The sequence below is a fragment of the Pseudomonas sp. TH39(2020) genome, assembly GCF_016650715.1.
In the GTDB taxonomy this organism is placed as follows: Bacteria; Pseudomonadota; Gammaproteobacteria; order Pseudomonadales; family Pseudomonadaceae; genus Aquipseudomonas; species Aquipseudomonas mandelii_C.
On the sequence record NZ_JAEKFF010000007.1, the window covers coordinates 1186144 to 1204602 of the forward strand.

The window sequence follows — 18459 nt, forward strand, 5'->3', positions numbered from 1 at the left end:
AGGTCGCGGCGTGGCGGGGTGTCGCAGGCGGTGTGTCAGTGGGATCTTGGGTGTTTGCGCAGGCCTCTTCGCGAGCAGGCTCGCTCCCACAGTTGATCTTCAGTGGACACGTAATATGTGCCCAACATAGATCCAATGTGGGAGCGAGCCTGCTCGCGAAGGCGGCCTCACTGATTCAAAGCGATCTCAATCAACCGATGCAATTCCTCAACCTCCAGCGGCGCCGCTGAAAACAGGATGCGAAACACCGTCGGCGCCGCCACCAGGTTGATCAGCCGATCAACGTTCGGCTTCGGCTGATCGGGGTAACGATCCAGAATCGTTTGCAGCTGCCCGCCAATGATCGTCGCGCAAAGGGCCGGCGTGGTGCTGCATTGCACGTCGCGCAACATGTTGCGGCCGGGCTCGGAACTCATCTCGTCCAGATACTGCTCGGCCCAGGCGCACACGTCACCGTGCAGGCTGCCGGTATTGGCCGGCTCGCTCTCGGGGCGCATGCGGGCGAGGGCGACATCCGCCAACAACACCGACAAATCGCCCCAGCGCCGGTAGATGGTCGACGGCGTGACGCCGGCGCGCGCGGCGATTTGCGGGACGGTCACGGTGGTGCGGTCCTGCTCTTCGAGAAGATCGCGGACTGCCGAATGAACCGACTCTTGCACCCGGGCGCTTCTGCCGCCCGGGCGTAAACCTTCTTTAATAGCCATGAATCGGACCTTAACACAAAGAATTTGCTTTAAGCGCTGGCCAGTAGCACACTCCGCAAAAGCAAAAAGTTAGCTTTTGCGGAGTGTGCTCATGTCCAGTTCAACATCTAATCGTTCAAGCCTATGGTTCCTGGCGATCACCTTACTCAGTTTTCTCGCAGCGTCCACGGCACCAACGCCGTTGTATCACTTGTACCAGGAACACCTGCAATTCTCGGCAGCGACCCTGACCCTGATTTTCGGTGTGTACGCCATCAGCTTGCTGGCGGCGTTGCTCACGGTTGGTTCGCTCTCGGATCACTTGGGGCGCAAACCGGTGATCTTCACCGCTGTGATGTTGAACATGCTGGCGATGCTGTTGTTTATCAACGCAGACAGTGTCGTCTGGCTGATCAGCGCACGAGTGCTTCAAGGTTTTGCTACGGGAATGGCCACTGCCGTACTGAGTGCGGCGCTGTTGGACACCGATCGCCAGCAAGGGTCGCTGGTCAACAGTGTGGCGCCGTTGCTGGGCATGGCGGCGGGCGCCATGGGCTGCGGCTTGTTGGCTGAGTTTGCACCACTGCCATTGCAGTTGACCTATTGGGTGCTGTTCTCGCTGTTTGTGATGCAAGCGCTGTACGTCTGGCGTTTGCCGGAAAGCGTCAGCCCCCAATCGGGAGCCTGGGCCTCGCTGCGCCCGACACTGCATGTGCCGATCCAGGCGCGACGTGCGTTATGGCTGGTGCTGCCGATCAACATCGCGGTGTGGGCACTCGGTGGTTTTTACGCCTCTTTGGCACCGTCTCTGGTGCGCACGGCCACGGGATCGACCTCAAATCTGATTGGCGGTGCGACGGTGGCGGTGTTGACGGTGACCGGCGCGTTGATGATCTACACCCTGCGCGATCGGCCGGCCGACAAGGTTTTACGATTAGGCGGCAGTCTGCTGCCCATCGGCGTCGCATTGATTCTGATGGCGGTGCACAGCGCTAGCCTGCCACTGTTTTTTGTCGGGACACTGGTGGCTGGATGCGGTTTCGGTGCCGGTTTCCTCGGTGCATTGCGCAGCGTCGTGCCGCTGGCTTTACCCCATGAACGGGCGGGATTGATGTCGGCCTACTATGTACTCAGTTATCTGGCGTTCTGTTTGCCGTCGTTGCTGGCCGGAAACCTGACCCGGACCTTCGGGCTGGTGGCCACCACCGATGGTTACGGTGCGGTACTGATTATTCTCTCGGCCGGCGCTTTGTTCGCGTTGATGCGTCAGCAGTCTGTGAAAGTCTGTGGCGTCGATGTTCGATGACCGTTAGCCTTGGCACCGCCCTACATTTCGACGGACCGACGCATGAAAATCATCCGCAGCCAATCCTTCACCGCTGACCGTGCCTGGGGCGCTTTGGATATCGCCAACATGAACGGCATCACCACGCGTTTGCACTGGACCGATCAGCCCTATAAATGGCACATCAATGATGGGCAAGAAGTGTTCGTGGTGTTGGATGGTCAAGTGCAGATGCGTTATCGCGAAGAAGGACAGGAGAAAGAAGTGTTGTTGGGTGTAGGAGATATCTTCTATGCCGACGTCGGTACCGAGCACGTTGCCCATCCGCAGGGTGCGGCGAGAATCCTGGTGATCGAGACGGAAGGCAGCGTCTGACGCTATATCTGCAAAACAGATAACAGTTAGAGATATTACCCGTTATATCGATATTCGATTCGGATCTACCATGGGCTCCACCTCAACAGAGGACAGGAGTTCACCATGACATGCCCCAATACTGCCCCAGCCGGTTTCAAACCCTTCAGTCATTTGCAGCACCCGCGTGAAGTCATCCGCCAGTTCACGCCGAACTGGTTCGCCGCCACCATGGGCACCGGCGTGCTGGCGTTGGCGCTGGCGCAGCTGCCTGGCGCAAATGCCGGTTTGCACGCAATTGCCGAAGCCCTTTGGCTGTTCAATATCGTCCTGTTCGTTTTGTTCACTGCGCTATACGCGGCGCGTTGGGCGTTGTTTTTCGATGAGGCGCGGCGGATTTTCGGTCACTCCACGGTCTCTATGTTTTTTGGCACCATTCCCATGGGCCTGGCGACCATCATTAATGGTTTCCTGGTGTTCGGTCTGCCGCGTTGGGGCGAGGGCGTGATTCAGGTCGCCGAGGTGCTGTGGTGGCTGGATGTGGCGATGTCTGTGGCGTGCGGCGTACTGATTCCCTACCTGATGTTCACCCGTCAGGAGCACAGCATCGACCAGATGACCGCCGTCTGGCTGTTGCCGGTGGTGGCGGCAGAAGTGGCGGCCGCCAGCGGTGGTCTGCTGGCACCGCACTTGACCGATGCCCATTCGCAACTGGTGGTGCTGGTGACCAGCTACGTGCTTTGGGCCTTTTCCCTACCGGTTGCGTTCAGCATTCTGACCATTCTGTTGCTGCGCATGGCGCTGCATAAATTGCCCCACGAAAACATGGCCGCCTCCAGCTGGCTGGCGCTGGGGCCGATCGGCACCGGGGCGTTGGGCATGTTGCTGCTGGGCGCGGACGCACCGGCGATCTTCGCTGCCAACGGCCTGCCGGGTATCGGTGAAATCGCCGCAGGGCTGGGGCTGGTGGCCGGGATCACGCTGTGGGGCTTTGGTCTGTGGTGGATGCTGATCGCGGTGCTCATCACCCTGCGTTACCTGCGCGTCGGTATTCCGTTCAATCTCGGCTGGTGGGGCTTCACCTTCCCGTTGGGCGTCTATTCCCTGGCGACGTTGAAACTGGCCAGCACCTTGAACCTGACGTTTTTCAGTGCCTTCGGCTGCTTGCTGGTGGTGTTGCTGGCGGTGATGTGGCTGATCGTCGGCAAACGGACAGTGCAGGGCGCCTGGCGGGGCGAGTTGTTTGTCTCGCCGTGCATTGCAGGATTAAACAAATAACCTGCAAAGTTTAGGTAATGTGTCGCCTGGATCGTCGTTAGATATTCCAATAACTGCATCCACGCCACTCTCTACCCAACATCAGGGACACATGGAAGATGAGTCACCCCTCACAGTTCACCTTGCTTCGCACCCGGCGCTTCCTGCCGTTCTTCGTCACGCAGTCGCTCGGGGCGTTTAACGACAACATCTTCAAGCAGTCGCTGATCCTCGCCATTCTCTACAAGTTGACTATCGAGGGTGACCGCTCGATCTGGGTCAACCTGTGTGCGCTGCTGTTCATTCTGCCGTTCTTCCTGTTTTCGGCACTGGCCGGGCAGTTCGGTGAAAAGTTCGCCAAGGACGCGCTGATTCGTCTGATCAAGCTCGGGGAAATCGCCATCATGGCGGTAGGCGCGGTCGGTTTCATGTTCGATCACCTGTCGCTGATGCTGGTGGCGCTGTTCGCCATGGGCACTCACTCGGCGCTGTTCGGGCCGGTGAAATATTCGATCCTGCCGCAGGCCTTGCGTGACGAAGAACTGGTGGGTGGCAACGGCCTGGTGGAAATGGGCACTTTCCTGGCGATCCTCGCCGGGACCATCGGTGCCGGGATCATGATGTCCTCCGGTCATTACGCGCCGATCGTCTCCACGGCGATCATCGGGGTAGCGGTGCTCGGCTATCTGGCCAGCCGCAGCATTCCACGGGCCGCAGCCGCCTCCCCGGAAATGCGTCTGAACTGGAACATTTTCAGCCAGTCCTGGGCCACGTTGAAGCTGGGCTTGGGGCAGACGCCAGCGGTGTCACGCTCGATTGTCGGCAACTCGTGGTTCTGGTTTGTCGGGGCGATTTATCTGACGCAGATCCCGGCCTATGCCAAGGAGTGGATGCACGGCGACGAAACCGTGGTGACGCTGATTCTTACCGTGTTCTCTGTCGGTATCGCACTCGGTTCGATGCTCTGCGAGAAACTGTCCGGACGCAAAGTCGAGATCGGTCTGGTGCCGTTCGGCTCTTTCGGTCTGACCGTGTTTGGTTTGCTGCTGTGGTGGCATTCCGGTGGAATTCCGGACAGCGTTATAGGTCATGGCTGGATCGAAGTCCTGGGTTTTGGCCATGCCTGGCTGGTGTTGATCGACATTCTCGGACTTGGGGTGTTTGGCGGTTTTTATATCGTGCCGCTGTACGCGTTGATTCAGTCCCGTACCCCCGAGAACGAGCGGGCGCGGGTGATTGCCGCCAACAATATTCTCAACGCGCTGTTTATGGTGGTCTCGGCGATTGTATCGATCGTCTTGCTGAGCATGGTCAAGCTGTCGATCCCGCAGCTGTTCCTGGTGGTGTCGCTGCTGAACATTGGCGTCAACGCCTACATCTTCAGCATCGTCCCCGAGTTCAGCATGCGCTTCATGATCTGGCTGCTCAGCCATTCCATGTACCGCGTGGAGCATCGCAATCTGCAGCTGATTCCCGACGAAGGCGCGGCGTTGCTGGTGTGCAATCACGTGTCCTTCGTCGACGCCTTGCTGATTGGCGGCGCGGTGCGTCGGCCGATTCGCTTTGTGATGTATTACAAGATCTACAACTTGCCAGTGCTGAACTTCATCTTCCGCACGGCCGGGACCATTCCAATCGCGGGGCGTCAGGAAGACATTCAGATCTACGAAAAAGCGTTCACGCGCATTGCTCAGTATCTGAAGGACGGCGAATTGGTGTGCATCTTCCCCGAGGGCAAATTGACTGCCGATGGCGAGATCAACGAGTTCAAGGGTGGGGTGACGCGGATTCTCGAAGAGACGCCAGTGCCGGTGATTCCGTTGGCCTTGCAGGGTTTGTGGGGGAGTTTTTTCAGCCGCGATCCGCAAAAGGGCGTGTTTCGCCGGTTGTGGTCACGGGTGACGCTGGTGGCAGGGCCTGCGGTGTCGGTTGAAGTGGCAGAGCCAGCCCGGTTGCAGGGGTTGGTGGGGGAATTGCGCGGCGCTGTGCGCTAATTCCTTTCGTTGCGGGCCGCTAACCACGCGTGCCCGCTTCGGACATTCAACCCGCCATCGCCAACCGGTTACGTCCCTCGCGCTTGGCCACATACAACGCACTGTCGGCCCGTCGCAACAGGCTCTCGGCAGACTCACCGGGCAATAGCGTCGAGCAGCCAAGGCTGACCGTCAGCTCGATCGCATGGCCATCGGCCGAATATTCCTCTGCCTGCACTGCAAATCGTAGCCGTTCGCCAACCATGGCTGCCGCCTCACGACTCGTGTTGGAAAGCAGGATCAGGAACTCTTCGCCACCAAAGCGGAAGACCATGTCCACGTTGCGCAACTGGTTTTTGATCGAGGCTGCAACGGCCTTGAGCACGTCATCGCCGGCGCTGTGTCCGTGGTTGTCGTTGATGCGTTTGAAGTGATCGATGTCCAGCATCAGCAACGACAAGGGTTGCAGATGCCGACGCGACATCTCGATTTCCCGTTGCAGGGTCTGATCCATGGCGATGCGGTTGCCGGTATCCGTGAGCGGATCGCGCAAGGCGCTTTGGGTGGCAGCGCGGTAGAGCAAGGCATTGCGCATCGGATACAGCAATGCGGACAGCAGCGACTCGAGGTTGCCTTGTTCCTGCTCACTGAAACGCTGATTGCGGCGGAACACCAGTTCGCCCAGATGCTCGCCTTCATGGCTGAGGCTGTAGCTGATCGAGTGATGGCCGCGCAGGCCGAACTCCAGGCGCAAGTCGCTGGACGTGTGCTCGTACGTCAAGGCGTCAAGCGGTACAAGTCGCTGAATCTCACGGAAGAAGAGCCCGAGAATGCGTTGCGGCTCAAGACTGGTTTGCAGCAGCTGGCTCAGTTGCTGGCGCATTTGCGCAAGGCTGACGGGCCGCTCGACGAGGGTAGGCTGCTGACCAAAGCCCAGGCGTTGCAATTTGGCGCTATCGAAGTCAATTGCGTTGGTCTGGGAAGGTGATTTCATATGGCATGCGCCCCTAAGCAGTAAGGCTGTCTTACAGGCTGGGTGAGAGCGGCTTTGGGCTGCGCGTCATACTGGTCCATCAGTCCCGTAGGACATTTGGCCCAAGTTTAGTCCGCTTTGCCGACGATAAGTAACTTGTCGGCTCAGGCGTCCGCCCGTTTGCTTTCACACTGCGTGTCTGAGCAAATTTAGAGCGAAAGTCGTGCCATTCAGTTCAGTCGGATAAAAAGCGTTCTAAATCAAAGTACTGAAGCTGTTGATGAAGAGTGTCGTCGCGTTCAGTGACAGTTGTTTGACTTGTGATGGGGATAGTTACGACGCATTTTGAGTGCCGCGACGGGAAGCCGTCGCGGCACAAAAGCGACGCGCGGACGTTACTGAGCGTTGAACGCCTGGCCGTTGATGCCGGTACTGTCCGGACCCATCAGGTAGAGGTAGACCGGCATGATCTCCTCGGGCGTCGGGTTGTTCAGCGGATTTTCACCCGGATAAGCCTGGGCGCGCATGCTGGTGCGGGTGGCGCCCGGGTTGATGCTGTTGGAGCGCACCGGTGCCACGGTGTCGACTTCGTCGGCCAGGGTTTGCATCAAGCCTTCGGTGGCGAACTTGGAGACGCCGTAAGCGCCCCAATACGCACGCCCCTTGCGGCCGACGCTGCTGGAGGTGAACACCACCGAGGCGTCCTGGGACAGCTTGAGCAGCGGCAGCAGGGTGCTGGTGAGCATGAACATGGCATTGACGTTGACTTGCATGACACGCATGAAGTTTTCGCCGGACAGTTGCTCGATCGGCGTACGCGGGCCAATGATCGAGGCGTTGTGCAGCAAACCGTCGAGATGGCCGAATTCGGTTTCGATCATCGCTGCCAGCTCATCGTATTGATGGGGCAGGGCGGTTTCCAGGTTGAACGGGATCACGGCCGGTTGTGGATGGCCGGCGGCTTCGATTTCGTCGTAGACCTGAGTCAGGTTGGCTTCGGTCTTGCCCAGCAACAGCACAGTGGCGCCGTGCGCGGCAAAGGTTTTCGCGGCGGCAGCGCCGATGCCACGGCCAGCGCCGGTGACCAGGATGACCCGGTCCTTGAGCAATTCGGGACGGGCGGAATAATCAAACATAAGAAACCTCGACAAAAATTCTTTAGGCCAAGCTGCATCCCTGTGGGAGCGAGCCTGCTCTCGAAAGCGGTGTGTCAGGCGAAGTATTTGTTGACTGATACACCGCTTTCGCGAGCAGGCTCGCTCCCACATTGATAGTGCTCAAACCCCGTGGAAGCTGTGCGCCTGAGAAAAACGGCTCAGCAGCTGCAAAGGGCGCTATCAAGCACCTTGCGCAACTCCAGCGGATGATCGACTACCACGTCCGCGCCCCAATGCCGCGGGTTATCGTCCGGATGAATGTAGCCATAGGTCACGGCGGCCGTTTTGGTGCCGGCATCGCGACCGGATTCGATATCGCGCAAGTCATCACCCACGAACAACACGCTGGCCGGGTCCAGGTCGAGCATCTTGCACGCCAGGATCAACGGTTCGGGGTCCGGTTTGCTGTTCTTCACATGGTCCGGGCAGATCAACAGCGCCGAGCGCTCGGCCAGGCCAAGCTGTTGCATGATCGGCTCGGCGAAGCGCAGCGGCTTGTTGGTGACCACGCCCCAGATCAAGTTGGCTTTCTCAATGTCGGCCAGCAGTTCGCCCATGCCGTCGAAGAGTTTGCTGTGAACCGCGCAACCGGCGAGGTAACGCTCCAGAAACTCCAGGCGCAATTCCTCGAAACCCGGTGATTCCGGGTCCATGGAGAAGGTCACGGCGACCATCGCCTTGGCGCCGCCGGAGATCTCGTCGCGAATGTGTTTGTCGTTCATCGGCGGCAAACCGCGATCGACGCGCATCGCCTGACAAATCGCAATGAAGTCCGGCGCGGTGTCGAGCAGGGTGCCGTCCATGTCGAAAAGAACTGCTCTGATACGCATCGGCTTACTCCTCGCGCAGGGTCTGGATCATGTAGTTGACGTCCACGTCGGAGGCCAGTTTGTAGTGCTTGGTCAGCGGGTTGTAGGTCAGGCCAATGATGTCCTTGACGGTCAGGCCGGCCATGCGGCTCCAGGCACCCAGCTCCGAAGGGCGGATGAATTTCTTGAAATCGTGGGTGCCGCGCGGCAGCAGCTTCATGATGTATTCCGCGCCGACGATGGCGAACAGGTACGCCTTCGGGTTGCGGTTGATGGTGGAGAAGAACACCTGGCCGCCGGGCTTTACCATACGGAAGCAGGCGCGGATCACCGAGGATGGGTCCGGCACGTGCTCGAGCATTTCCAGGCAAGTGACCACGTCGAACTGCTCGGGCATTTCTTCAGCCAGTCCTTCGGCGGTGATCTGCCGGTATTCGACGCTCACGCCGGATTCCAGTTGATGCAGTTGCGCGACCGCCAGCGGCGCTTCGCCCATGTCGATGCCCATGACGGTAGCGCCGCGCTGGGCCATGGCTTCGCTGAGGATGCCGCCGCCGCAACCGACGTCGAGGACTTTCTTGCCTGCCAGGTTGACCCGCTCGTCAATCCAGTTGACCCGCAGCGGGTTGATGTCGTGCAGCGGTTTGAACTCGCTTTCGCGGTCCCACCAGCGATGGGCCAGGGCTTCGAATTTGGCGATTTCGGCGTAGTCGACGTTGCTCATGGTTAATTCCTCTAAAACTTGAAAAATCCTGTTGCCCCGGTGGTGGGTCCGGGGTGCTTACGATTCGGTATGGCCGCTGATGCGCTGGCCCCAGGCCTTGGCAGTGGCGCAGAGCTGTTCTTCATCCAGGCGGGTCAGGCGACGGTCGTCGAGCAGTTGTTTGCCGGCGACCCAAAGGTGTTTCACGCAGTCACGGCCGGTGGCATATATAAGCTGCGAAACCGGGTCGTAGACCGGTTGCTGCGCCAGGCCGGAGAGGTCGAATGCGACGATGTCCGCTGCTTTGCCGACTTCCAGCGATCCCACTTCGGATTCAATGCCCAGCGCACGGGCGCCGTTGAGCGTGGCCATGCGCAGGGCGCGATGGGCGTCCAGCGCAGTGGCCGAGCCAGCGACGGCTTTGGCCAGTAAGGCGGCGGTGCGGGTTTCGCCGAGCAGGTCCAGGTCATTGTTGCTGGCCGAGCCATCGGTGCCGACCGCCACATTGACGCCCGCCTGCCACAAACGCTCCACCGGGCAGAAACCACTGGCTAGCTTGAGGTTCGACTCCGGGCAATGAATCACGTTGGTGTTGCTTTCTACCAGCAACACCAGGTCTTCATCGCTGATCTGGGTCATATGAACCGCCTGGAAGCGCGGCCCCAACAAACCCAGGCGCCCGAGGCGGGCCAACGGGCGTTCGCCGCGCTGCTCGAGGGACTGCTGCACTTCATAAGCTGTTTCATGTACGTGCATATGGATCGAGGCGTCCAGCTCTTCGGTGATCACCCGGATTTTCTCCAGGTTCTCGTCGCCCACGGTGTAGGGTGCATGGGGGGCGAAGGTGACTTTGATACGCTCGTGGTGCTTGAGATCGTTGAACAGTTCGACGCCCTGACGAATGGCTTCGTCCGCCGTGCTGGCGCCTGGAATCGGGAAGTCGAGGATCGGAATCGCGATTTGCGCACGAATGCCGCTGTTATGGACGCGTTCGCTGGCAACCTTCGGGAAGAAATACATGTCAGAGAAACAGGTGATACCACCTTTGATCTGCTCGGCGATCGCCAGATCAGTGCCGTCACGGACGAAAGCTTCATCGACCCACTTGGCTTCGGCCGGCCAGATGTGGTCTTCCAGCCAGGTCATGAGGGGCAGATCATCCGCCAGGCCACGGAACAGCGTCATTGCCGCATGCCCGTGGGCATTGATCAAGCCAGGACAGAGCAACATGTCCGGCAGTTCGCGGACTTCGGTTGCGTTAAGCTTCAGCGCAGCCGAACGTGGGCCGATGAATACGATGCGTCCGTCGCGGATGCCCAGGGCGTGCTCTTTGAGGACAACGCCAGCGGGTTCGACGGGTACCAGCCAGGTCGGCAGCAATAGCAAGTCGAGCGCAGCGGCAGTGTTCGGCATCGAGAGTCGGTTCCAGAGCTTTTGTAAAGGATGGCGAAGTATACCCGAGCGTCTTCGCAGGGGGATCGCTATAATCGACGGCTTTTGTTCATGTGTGCGGGGTGAGGGATGCGCGATCGACTGTTGGCTGCGGAGAAGGTGAAGGCCATCGATTGGCGTGATGATGCCCTGTACCTGCTGGATCAGCGTATTTTGCCGTTCGAAGAAACGTGGATCGCCTACACCAGCGCTGCTGGCGTGGCCGAGGCCATTCGTTCGATGGTGGTGCGCGGCGCGCCGGCGATTGGCATCAGTGCCGCCTATGGTGTTGTGCTGGCGGCCCGCGCGCGGTTTGCCGAGGGCGGTGACTGGCAGGCGGCGCTGGAAGAGGATTTCGCGCTGCTCGCCGATTCTCGTCCGACCGCCGTCAACCTGTTCTGGGCCCTGGGCCGCATGCGCGACCGGCTTGAGCGTCTGAAGCATCACGCCGATCCGCTGGCGGTGCTGGAGGCGGAGGCTATCGCCATTCACGAGAGTGATCGCGAAGCCAACCTGACCATGGCGCAACTGGGTGTGGACCTGATCCGCAAGCACCAGGGCAACGCTCAGGCGATTCTGACCCACTGCAACACCGGCGCACTGGCCACCGGCGGCTTTGGCACGGCGCTTGGCGTCATTCGTGGCGCTTTCATTGAAGGCATGGTCGAGCGCGTCTATGCCGACGAAACCCGTCCATGGCTGCAAGGTTCGCGGTTGACTGCATGGGAACTGGCCAACGAAGGCATTCCCGTGACCCTCAATGCTGACTCTGCCGCTGCACACATCATGAAGACCAAGGGCATTACCTGGGTGATCGTCGGCGCTGACCGGATCACCGCCAATGGCGATGTGGCCAACAAGATCGGCACCTATCAGCTGGCGGTGAACGCCATGCACCACGGCGTGCGCTTCATGGTGGTGGCGCCGAGTTCGACCATCGACATGAACCTGGCCAGCGGTGATGACATTCCGATTGAAGAGCGCGATGGTCGCGAGTTACTGGAAGTCGGCGGCAAGCGGGTCGGGGCGGATGTCGATGCGTTCAACCCGGTGTTCGACGTGACTCCGGCTGACTTGATCGATGCGATCGTCACCGAAAAAGGCATCGTCGAGCGCCCGGACACCGCGAAAATGGCGCAGTTGATGTGCCGTAAGCGTCTGCATTGATGATCTCTGGCGTCTGATAAAACGCCTTCGCGAGCAGGCTCGCTCCCACAGTTGATCGAGGTGTGACCGCAATGTTCGGCACAACCCGGATTCTATGTGGGAGCGAGCCTGCTCGCGAAGAGTACCTACAGCCAGTAAACAGCCTTCATCTTGCCCCGAAATCTGCATTCACCACGGCTCTAAGCCCCTCTCGTCCCCGTTAAGCCTGTCACCGGTCAACTAACTATGCTCCATGCGCATCAGGGGGATAGGTGCGTGGCGGCTCTTGTGATAACATCCGGCGGTTTCCAAGGTAGCCCGATGTGGCTGCCTTTACTGCGCAGATCCATGGCATAACTCGTTGATTTGTCGTAAGTCGGTGCATGGCACTCAGCCTGCAGCGGCGAGCTTCGTTCGTCCCATATGGATGTGACGAAGTTTCACCAGAAAAAGGAATCAGGCTTCTCATGGGCGAACTGGCCAAAGAAATCCTCCCGGTCAATATCGAAGACGAGCTGAAGCAGTCCTACCTCGACTACGCGATGAGCGTAATTGTCGGGCGGGCACTGCCGGATGCGCGCGATGGCTTGAAGCCCGTGCACCGGCGCGTGCTGTTCGCGATGAGCGAGCTGGGCAACGACTTCAACAAGCCGTACAAGAAATCTGCCCGTGTTGTCGGTGACGTGATCGGTAAGTATCACCCTCACGGCGATACCGCGGTGTACGACACCATCGTTCGGATGGCGCAGCCATTCTCGCTGCGCTACCTGCTGGTAGACGGTCAGGGCAACTTCGGTTCCGTGGACGGCGACAACGCCGCCGCCATGCGATACACCGAAGTGCGCATGACCAAGCTGGCGCACGAGCTGCTGGCTGACCTGCACAAAGAAACCGTGGACTGGGTGCCGAACTACGACGGCACCGAAATGATCCCGGCGGTCATGCCGACCCGTATTCCCAACCTGCTGGTCAACGGCTCCAGCGGTATCGCCGTGGGCATGGCGACCAACATTCCGCCGCACAACCTCGGTGAAGTCATCGACGGTTGCCTGGCACTCATCGACAACCCCGAGTTGACCATCGATGAGCTGATGCAATACATCCCTGGTCCGGACTTCCCGACCGCCGCGATCATCAACGGTCGCGCCGGCATCATCGAAGCCTACCGCACCGGTCGCGGGCGCATTTATATGCGCGCCCGCTCGATGATCGAAGACATCGACAAGGTCGGTGGCCGTCAGCAGATCGTCATCACCGAACTCCCTTACCAGCTGAACAAGGCCCGTCTGATCGAGAAGATCGCCGAGCTGGTAAAAGAGAAGAAGCTTGAAGGCATCACCGAACTGCGCGACGAGTCCGACAAGGACGGTATGCGCGTCGTGATCGAACTGCGTCGCGGCGAAGTGCCTGAGGTGATTCTCAACAACCTCTACGCCCAGACCCAGCTGCAAGCGGTGTTCGGTATCAACATCGTCGCGCTGATCGACGGCCGTCCGCGGATCCTGAACCTCAAGGACCTGCTGGAAGCCTTCGTTCGTCACCGTCGTGAAGTGGTTACCCGTCGTACCGTGTTCGAGCTGCGTAAAGCCCGAGAACGTGGTCACATTCTGGAAGGTCAAGCGGTTGCCCTGTCGAACATCGACCCGGTCATCGCCCTGATCAAAGCCTCGCCAACGCCGTCGGAAGCCAAGGAAGCGCTGATCAAGACTGCGTGGGAATCTTCCGCCGTGGTCGCGATGGTTGAGCGTGCCGGTGCCGATTCGTGCCGTCCAGAGACCCTGGACCCGCAATACGGTCTGCGCGAAGGCAAGTACTTCCTGTCGCCAGAGCAGGCGCAAGCGATTCTGGAACTGCGTCTGCACCGTCTGACCGGTCTGGAACACGAAAAGCTGCTGGCCGAGTATCAAGAGATCCTCAACCAGATCGGCGAGCTGATCCGCATCCTCAGCAGCGCCACGCGCCTGATGGAAGTGATCCGCGAAGAGCTGGAAGTGATCCGCGCCGAATACGGCGACGTGCGCCGCACCGAGATTCTCGATGCCCGTCTCGACCTGACCCTGGGTGACATGATCCCGGAAGAAGAGCGCGTCGTGACCATTTCCCACGGTGGCTACGCCAAGACCCAGCCATTGGCTGCGTACCAGGCTCAGCGTCGTGGCGGTAAAGGCAAGTCCGCTACCGGCGTGAAGGATGAGGACTACATCGCTCACCTGCTGGTCGCCAACAGCCACACCACGCTGCTGCTGTTCTCCAGCAAAGGCAAAGTGTACTGGCTGAAAACCTACGAAATCCCGGAAGCGTCCCGCGCTGCCCGTGGTCGTCCGCTGGTCAACCTGCTGCCGCTGGACAGTGATGAATACATCACCACCATGCTGCCGGTCGACGAATACACCGAAGGTCACTTCATCTTCATGGCCACTGCCAAAGGCACCGTGAAGAAGACCCCACTGGAATCCTTCAGTCGTCAACGCAGTGTCGGTCTGATCGCGCTGGAGCTGGATGAAGGTGACGTACTGATTTCTGCCGCCATTACCGATGGCGAGCGCGAAGTCATGCTGTTCTCCGACGGCGGCAAGGTCACTCGCTTCAAGGAAACCGACGTTCGCGCCATGGGCCGTACCGCTCGCGGTGTTCGCGGCATGCGTCTGCCGGAAGGCCAGAAGCTGATTTCCATGCTGATCCCGGAAGAAGGCAGCCAGATCCTGACCGCTTCGGCCCGTGGTTTTGGCAAGCGCACGGCGATCACCGAGTTCCCTGAGTACAAACGTGGCGGTCAGGGCGTTATCGCCATGGTCAGCAACGACCGTAACGGCCGCTTGGTCGGTGCAGTCCAGGTGCTCGACGGTGAGGAAATCATGTTGATTTCCGACCAGGGCACACTGGTTCGTACCCGCGTCGCCGAAGTTTCCAGTCTGGGTCGTAACACCCAGGGCGTGACCCTCATCAAACTGGCCAGCGATGAAACGCTGGTAGGTCTGGAGCGGGTTCAGGAGCCGTCGGAAGTCGAGGGTGAAGAGCTCGAAGGTGAAGAGGGCGAAGAAGGTGCAGTGTTCGACGGTGAAGTCGTAATTGACGACGTTGTTGAAGACCAGCAGCTCGACGCCGCAGCCGACGAAGAACCGCAGGAATAAGCGGACAAGCAGGGGGCGGATGAGAATTCGCCCCCTTGTTGTTTGTTCGCAATGAAATATCGACACCCACTACGATCCCTTGTGGGAGCGAGCCTGCTCGCGAAGACGGACTGACATTCAGCAAAGATGTCGCCTGTTACACCGCTTTCGCGAGCAGGCTCGCTCCCACAGATGTTTGTTTCAGCAGGGACCCGTGTCGACTGATAATGCATTTATTGCGTGTTACCTCAAATCAGAGCGAGATTGGATGTGAGCAAGAGAGCCTATAACTTCTGTGCCGGTCCTGCGGCACTTCCCGAAGCTGTCCTGCAGCGCGCCCAGGGTGAACTCCTTGATTGGCACGGCAAGGGCCTGTCGGTCATGGAAATGAGCCATCGCAGCGATGAGTTCGTGTCCATTGCCACCAAGGCCGAGCAGGATCTGCGTGATCTGCTGAATATCCCCTCGAACTATAAAGTGCTGTTTCTGCAAGGTGGCGCCAGCCAGCAATTTGCTCAGATTCCTCTGAACCTGTTGCCGGAAAGCGGCACCGCCGACTATATCGACACCGGTATCTGGTCGCAGAAAGCCATCGAAGAAGCTTCGCGCTACGGAAACGTCAACGTTGCCGCTACCGCCAAGCCTTACGACTATTTCGCTATTCCTGGCCAGAACGAATGGAACCTGTCGAAAGATGCGGCCTACGTTCACTACGCGCCGAACGAAACCATCGGCGGCCTGGAATTCAGCTGGGTCCCGGAAACCGGTGACGTCCCACTGGTCGCGGACATGTCTTCCGACATTCTCTCGCGTCCGATCGATGTTTCGCGCTTCGGCATGATCTACGCCGGCGCGCAGAAAAACATCGGCCCGAGCGGCGTCGTCGTCAACATCGTTCGCGAAGACCTGTTGGGTCACGCCCGTTCCCTGTGCCCGACCATGCTCAACTACAAGGTCGCGGCCGACAACGGCTCGATGTACAACACCCCGCCAACCCTGGCCTGGTACCTCTCGGGTCTGGTGTTCGAGTGGCTGAAAGAGCAGGGTGGTGTTGAAGCCATCGGCAAGCTCAATGAAGTGAAACAGCGCACGCTGTACGACTTCATCGACGCCAGCGGCTTGTACAGCAACCCGATCAACAAGTCGGATCGCTCGTGGATGAACGTGCCGTTCCGCCTGGCTGAGGACCGTCTCGACAAGCCATTCCTGGCCGGTGCCGAAGAGCGTGGCCTGTTGAACCTCAAGGGTCACCGTTCCGTGGGCGGCATGCGTGCCTCCATCTATAACGCCGTCGACATCGTTGCGGTCAACGCACTGATTTCGTACATGGCAGAGTTCGAGAAGGAACACGGTTAATGTCTGAGCAAGAACTCAAGGCACTGCGCCTGCGCATTGATGCCCTGGACGAGAAAGTCCTGGAGCTGATCAGTGAGCGCGCACGCTGCGCCCAGGAAGTTGCGCGAGTAAAGATGGCCTCGCTGGCCGAAGGCGAAGTGCCGGTGTTCTATCGTCCTGAGCGTGAAGCTCAGGTGCTCAAGCGCGTCATGGAGCGTAACCAGGGGCCGCTGGGTAACGAAGAGATGGCGCGGCTGTTCCGCGAAATCATGTCTTCGTGCCTGGCCCTCGAACAGCCGCTGAAAGTGGCTTATCTCGGTCCTGAAGGCACCTTCACCCAAGCCGCTGCCATGAAACACTTCGGTCACGCCGTGATCAGCAAGCCGATGGCGGCGATCGATGAAGTGTTCCGCGAAGTGGCGGCCGGAGCGGTGAACTTTGGCGTGGTCCCGGTGGAAAACTCCACCGAGGGCGCGGTCAACCACACCCTCGACAGCTTCCTCGAACACGACATGGTGATCTGTGGCGAAGTCGAGCTGCGGATTCACCACCACCTGTTGGTCGGTGAAAACACCAAGACCGACAGCATCAGCCGCATCTATTCCCACGCCCAGTCTCTGGCCCAGTGCCGCAAGTGGCTGGACGCGCATTACCCGAATGTCGAGCGCGTGGCGGTGTCCAGCAACGCCGAAGCGGCCAAGCGGGTCAAGGGTGAGTGGAACTCGGCAGCGATTGCCGGCGACATGGCCGCAGGCTTGTACGGGTTGACCCGTCTGGCCGAAAAAATCGAAGATCGCCCGGATAACTCCACGCGATTCCTGATCATCGGCAGCCAGGAAGTACCGCCGACCGGCGACGACAAGACTTCGATCATCGTCTCCATGAGCAACAAGCCCGGCGCGCTTCACGAGTTGCTGGTGCCTTTCCACGACAACGGCATCGACCTGACGCGAATCGAGACGCGTCCGTCGCGCAGCGGTAAATGGACCTACGTGTTCTTCATCGACTTCGTAGGCCACCACCGCGACCCGCTGGTCAAAGGTGTGTTGGAAAAGATCAGTCAGGAAGCAGTGGCACTCAAAGTGCTGGGTTCCTACCCGAAAGCAGTTCTCTAAGGGCGGTAGCAAATGAGTGGTGACTTCCTCGCTCTGGCACAGCCGGGCGTGCAACAACTTTCGCCTTACGTTCCGGGCAAGCCCGTGGACGAACTGGCGCGCGAGCTGAACATCGATCCTGCCAGCATCGTCAAACTGGCCAGCAACGAAAACCCGTTGGGCGCCAGTCCCAAGGCTCTGGCGGCGATTCACGAAGCATTGGCCGAGCTGACCCGCTATCCGGACGGTAACGGTTTTGCGCTCAAGACCCTGCTGGCCGATCAGTGCCGCGTCGAGCTCAATCAGGTGACGCTGGGCAACGGTTCCAACGACATTCTGGAACTGGTCGCCCGTGCCTATCTGGCGCCGGGCCTGAACGCCGTATTCAGCGAGCACGCGTTTGCGGTCTATCCGATTGTCACTCAGGCCGTTGGCGCCCAGGCCAAAGTGATCCCGGCCAAAGACTGGGGCCATGATCTGTCGGCGATGCTGGCCGCGATCGATGCCGATACCCGCGTGGTGTTCATCGCCAACCCGAACAACCCGACCGGGACCTGGTTCGACGCCGAAGCGCTTGACGAATTTCTGCAGGACGTACCGGAACACGTGCTGGTGGTGCTGGACGAGGCCTATATCGAATACGCCGAAGGCAGTGATTTGCCGGATGGCCTGGACTTCCTGGCGGCGTACCCGAACCTGCTGGTTTCGCGCACGTTCTCCAAAGCCTACGGCTTGGCGGCATTGCGGGTCGGTTATGGCTTGTCCACCGCGGTGGTCGCGGATGTGCTGAACCGCGTGCGTCAACCGTTCAACGTCAACAGCCTGGCTCTGGCCGCTGCATGCGCTGCGCTGCAAGACACCGAGTACCTGGCTGAAAGCCGTCGCCTGAACGAATCCGGCATGCAGCAGCTGGAAGCGGGTTTCCGTGAGCTGGGGTTGAGCTGGATTCCGTCCAAGGGCAACTTCATCTGCGTCGATCTGGGCCGTGTGGCGGCTCCGGTTTTCCAGGGCTTGCTGCGCGAAGGCGTGATCGTGCGTCCGGTGGCCAATTACGGCATGCCGAACCACTTGCGCATCACCATCGGTTTGCCGGCGGAAAACAGCCGCTTCCTCGAAGCGCTGACCAAGGTTCTGGCTCGTGGTTGA

At 59.6% G+C, this 18459-nt stretch carries 15 protein-coding genes; 9 read left to right on the forward strand and 6 right to left on the reverse strand.

The window, feature by feature from the left end; genetic code table 11:
- Positions 1-167 precede the first annotated feature (167 nt).
- Positions 168-707, reverse strand: a complete 540-nt coding sequence (locus JFU47_RS25885) for a TetR/AcrR family transcriptional regulator (RefSeq protein ID WP_201186629.1) — start codon at positions 705-707, stop codon at positions 168-170.
- Positions 708-798: 91 nt separating this feature from the next.
- Here JFU47_RS25885 and JFU47_RS25890 point away from each other — a divergent pair, with 91 nt between their 5' ends.
- The 4 genes from JFU47_RS25890 to JFU47_RS25905 all read left to right on the forward strand — a co-directional run bounded on the left by JFU47_RS25890 (position 799) and on the right by JFU47_RS25905 (position 5576).
- Positions 799-1992, forward strand: coding sequence for an MFS transporter (locus JFU47_RS25890; protein WP_201186631.1), 1194 nt, complete (start codon positions 799-801; stop codon positions 1990-1992).
- 42 nt (positions 1993-2034) lie between these two features.
- Positions 2035-2346: a cupin domain-containing protein gene (locus JFU47_RS25895; RefSeq protein WP_201186633.1), complete on the forward strand. Its 312-nt coding sequence runs from the start codon at positions 2035-2037 to the stop codon at positions 2344-2346.
- A gap of 105 nt (positions 2347-2451) precedes the next feature.
- Positions 2452-3603 carry a TDT family transporter gene (locus JFU47_RS25900; RefSeq protein ID WP_201186635.1) on the forward strand — a complete coding sequence of 384 codons (1152 nt, stop codon included), beginning with the start codon at positions 2452-2454 and terminating at the stop codon, positions 3601-3603.
- Positions 3604-3701: 98 nt separating this feature from the next.
- Positions 3702-5576, forward strand: a complete 1875-nt coding sequence (locus JFU47_RS25905; protein ID WP_201186637.1) for an MFS transporter — start codon at positions 3702-3704, stop codon at positions 5574-5576.
- Between the two features lie 46 nt (positions 5577-5622).
- Here the strand turns inward: JFU47_RS25905 and JFU47_RS25910 are convergent, their stop codons facing one another.
- The 5 genes from JFU47_RS25910 to JFU47_RS25930 all read right to left on the reverse strand — a co-directional run bounded on the left by JFU47_RS25910 (position 5623) and on the right by JFU47_RS25930 (position 10610).
- Positions 5623-6549: a GGDEF domain-containing protein gene (locus tag JFU47_RS25910; protein ID WP_201186639.1), complete on the reverse strand. Its 927-nt coding sequence runs from the start codon at positions 6547-6549 to the stop codon at positions 5623-5625.
- A gap of 374 nt (positions 6550-6923) precedes the next feature.
- Positions 6924-7664, reverse strand: coding sequence for a YciK family oxidoreductase (locus tag JFU47_RS25915; RefSeq protein ID WP_074874751.1), 741 nt, complete (start codon positions 7662-7664; stop codon positions 6924-6926).
- A gap of 179 nt (positions 7665-7843) precedes the next feature.
- The gene (gene mupP / locus JFU47_RS25920; protein WP_201186641.1) at positions 7844-8515 is read right to left on the reverse strand and encodes an N-acetylmuramic acid 6-phosphate phosphatase MupP; all 672 of its coding nucleotides are present in this window, start codon (positions 8513-8515) and stop codon (positions 7844-7846) included.
- 4 nt (positions 8516-8519) lie between these two features.
- Positions 8520-9218 carry a bifunctional 2-polyprenyl-6-hydroxyphenol methylase/3-demethylubiquinol 3-O-methyltransferase UbiG gene (gene ubiG, locus JFU47_RS25925; protein ID WP_123364644.1) on the reverse strand — a complete coding sequence of 233 codons (699 nt, stop codon included), beginning with the start codon at positions 9216-9218 and terminating at the stop codon, positions 8520-8522.
- Positions 9219-9275: 57 nt separating this feature from the next.
- The gene (locus tag JFU47_RS25930; protein ID WP_201186642.1) at positions 9276-10610 is read right to left on the reverse strand and encodes a TRZ/ATZ family hydrolase; all 1335 of its coding nucleotides are present in this window, start codon (positions 10608-10610) and stop codon (positions 9276-9278) included.
- Between the two features lie 108 nt (positions 10611-10718).
- Here JFU47_RS25930 and mtnA point away from each other — a divergent pair, with 108 nt between their 5' ends.
- From mtnA to hisC, 5 genes are all read left to right on the forward strand, one after another.
- Positions 10719-11795, forward strand: coding sequence for an S-methyl-5-thioribose-1-phosphate isomerase (mtnA, locus tag JFU47_RS25935; RefSeq protein ID WP_201186645.1), 1077 nt, complete (start codon positions 10719-10721; stop codon positions 11793-11795).
- A gap of 446 nt (positions 11796-12241) precedes the next feature.
- Positions 12242-14905, forward strand: coding sequence for a DNA gyrase subunit A (gene gyrA, locus JFU47_RS25940; RefSeq protein ID WP_201186647.1), 2664 nt, complete (start codon positions 12242-12244; stop codon positions 14903-14905).
- A 249-nt stretch (positions 14906-15154) separates the two neighbouring features.
- Positions 15155-16240 (forward strand): 3-phosphoserine/phosphohydroxythreonine transaminase, encoded by a 1086-nt coding sequence (serC, locus tag JFU47_RS25945; protein WP_201186649.1) that lies wholly within the window; start codon positions 15155-15157, stop codon positions 16238-16240.
- A complete protein-coding gene (pheA, locus tag JFU47_RS25950; protein WP_111450711.1) occupies positions 16240-17334 on the forward strand; it encodes a prephenate dehydratase in 1095 nt (364 codons plus the stop codon). The genes serC and pheA overlap by 1 nt, the downstream gene beginning before the upstream one ends.
- Before the next feature lie 12 nt (positions 17335-17346).
- Positions 17347-18459, forward strand: a complete 1113-nt coding sequence (gene hisC, locus JFU47_RS25955) for a histidinol-phosphate transaminase (RefSeq protein ID WP_201186651.1) — start codon at positions 17347-17349, stop codon at positions 18457-18459.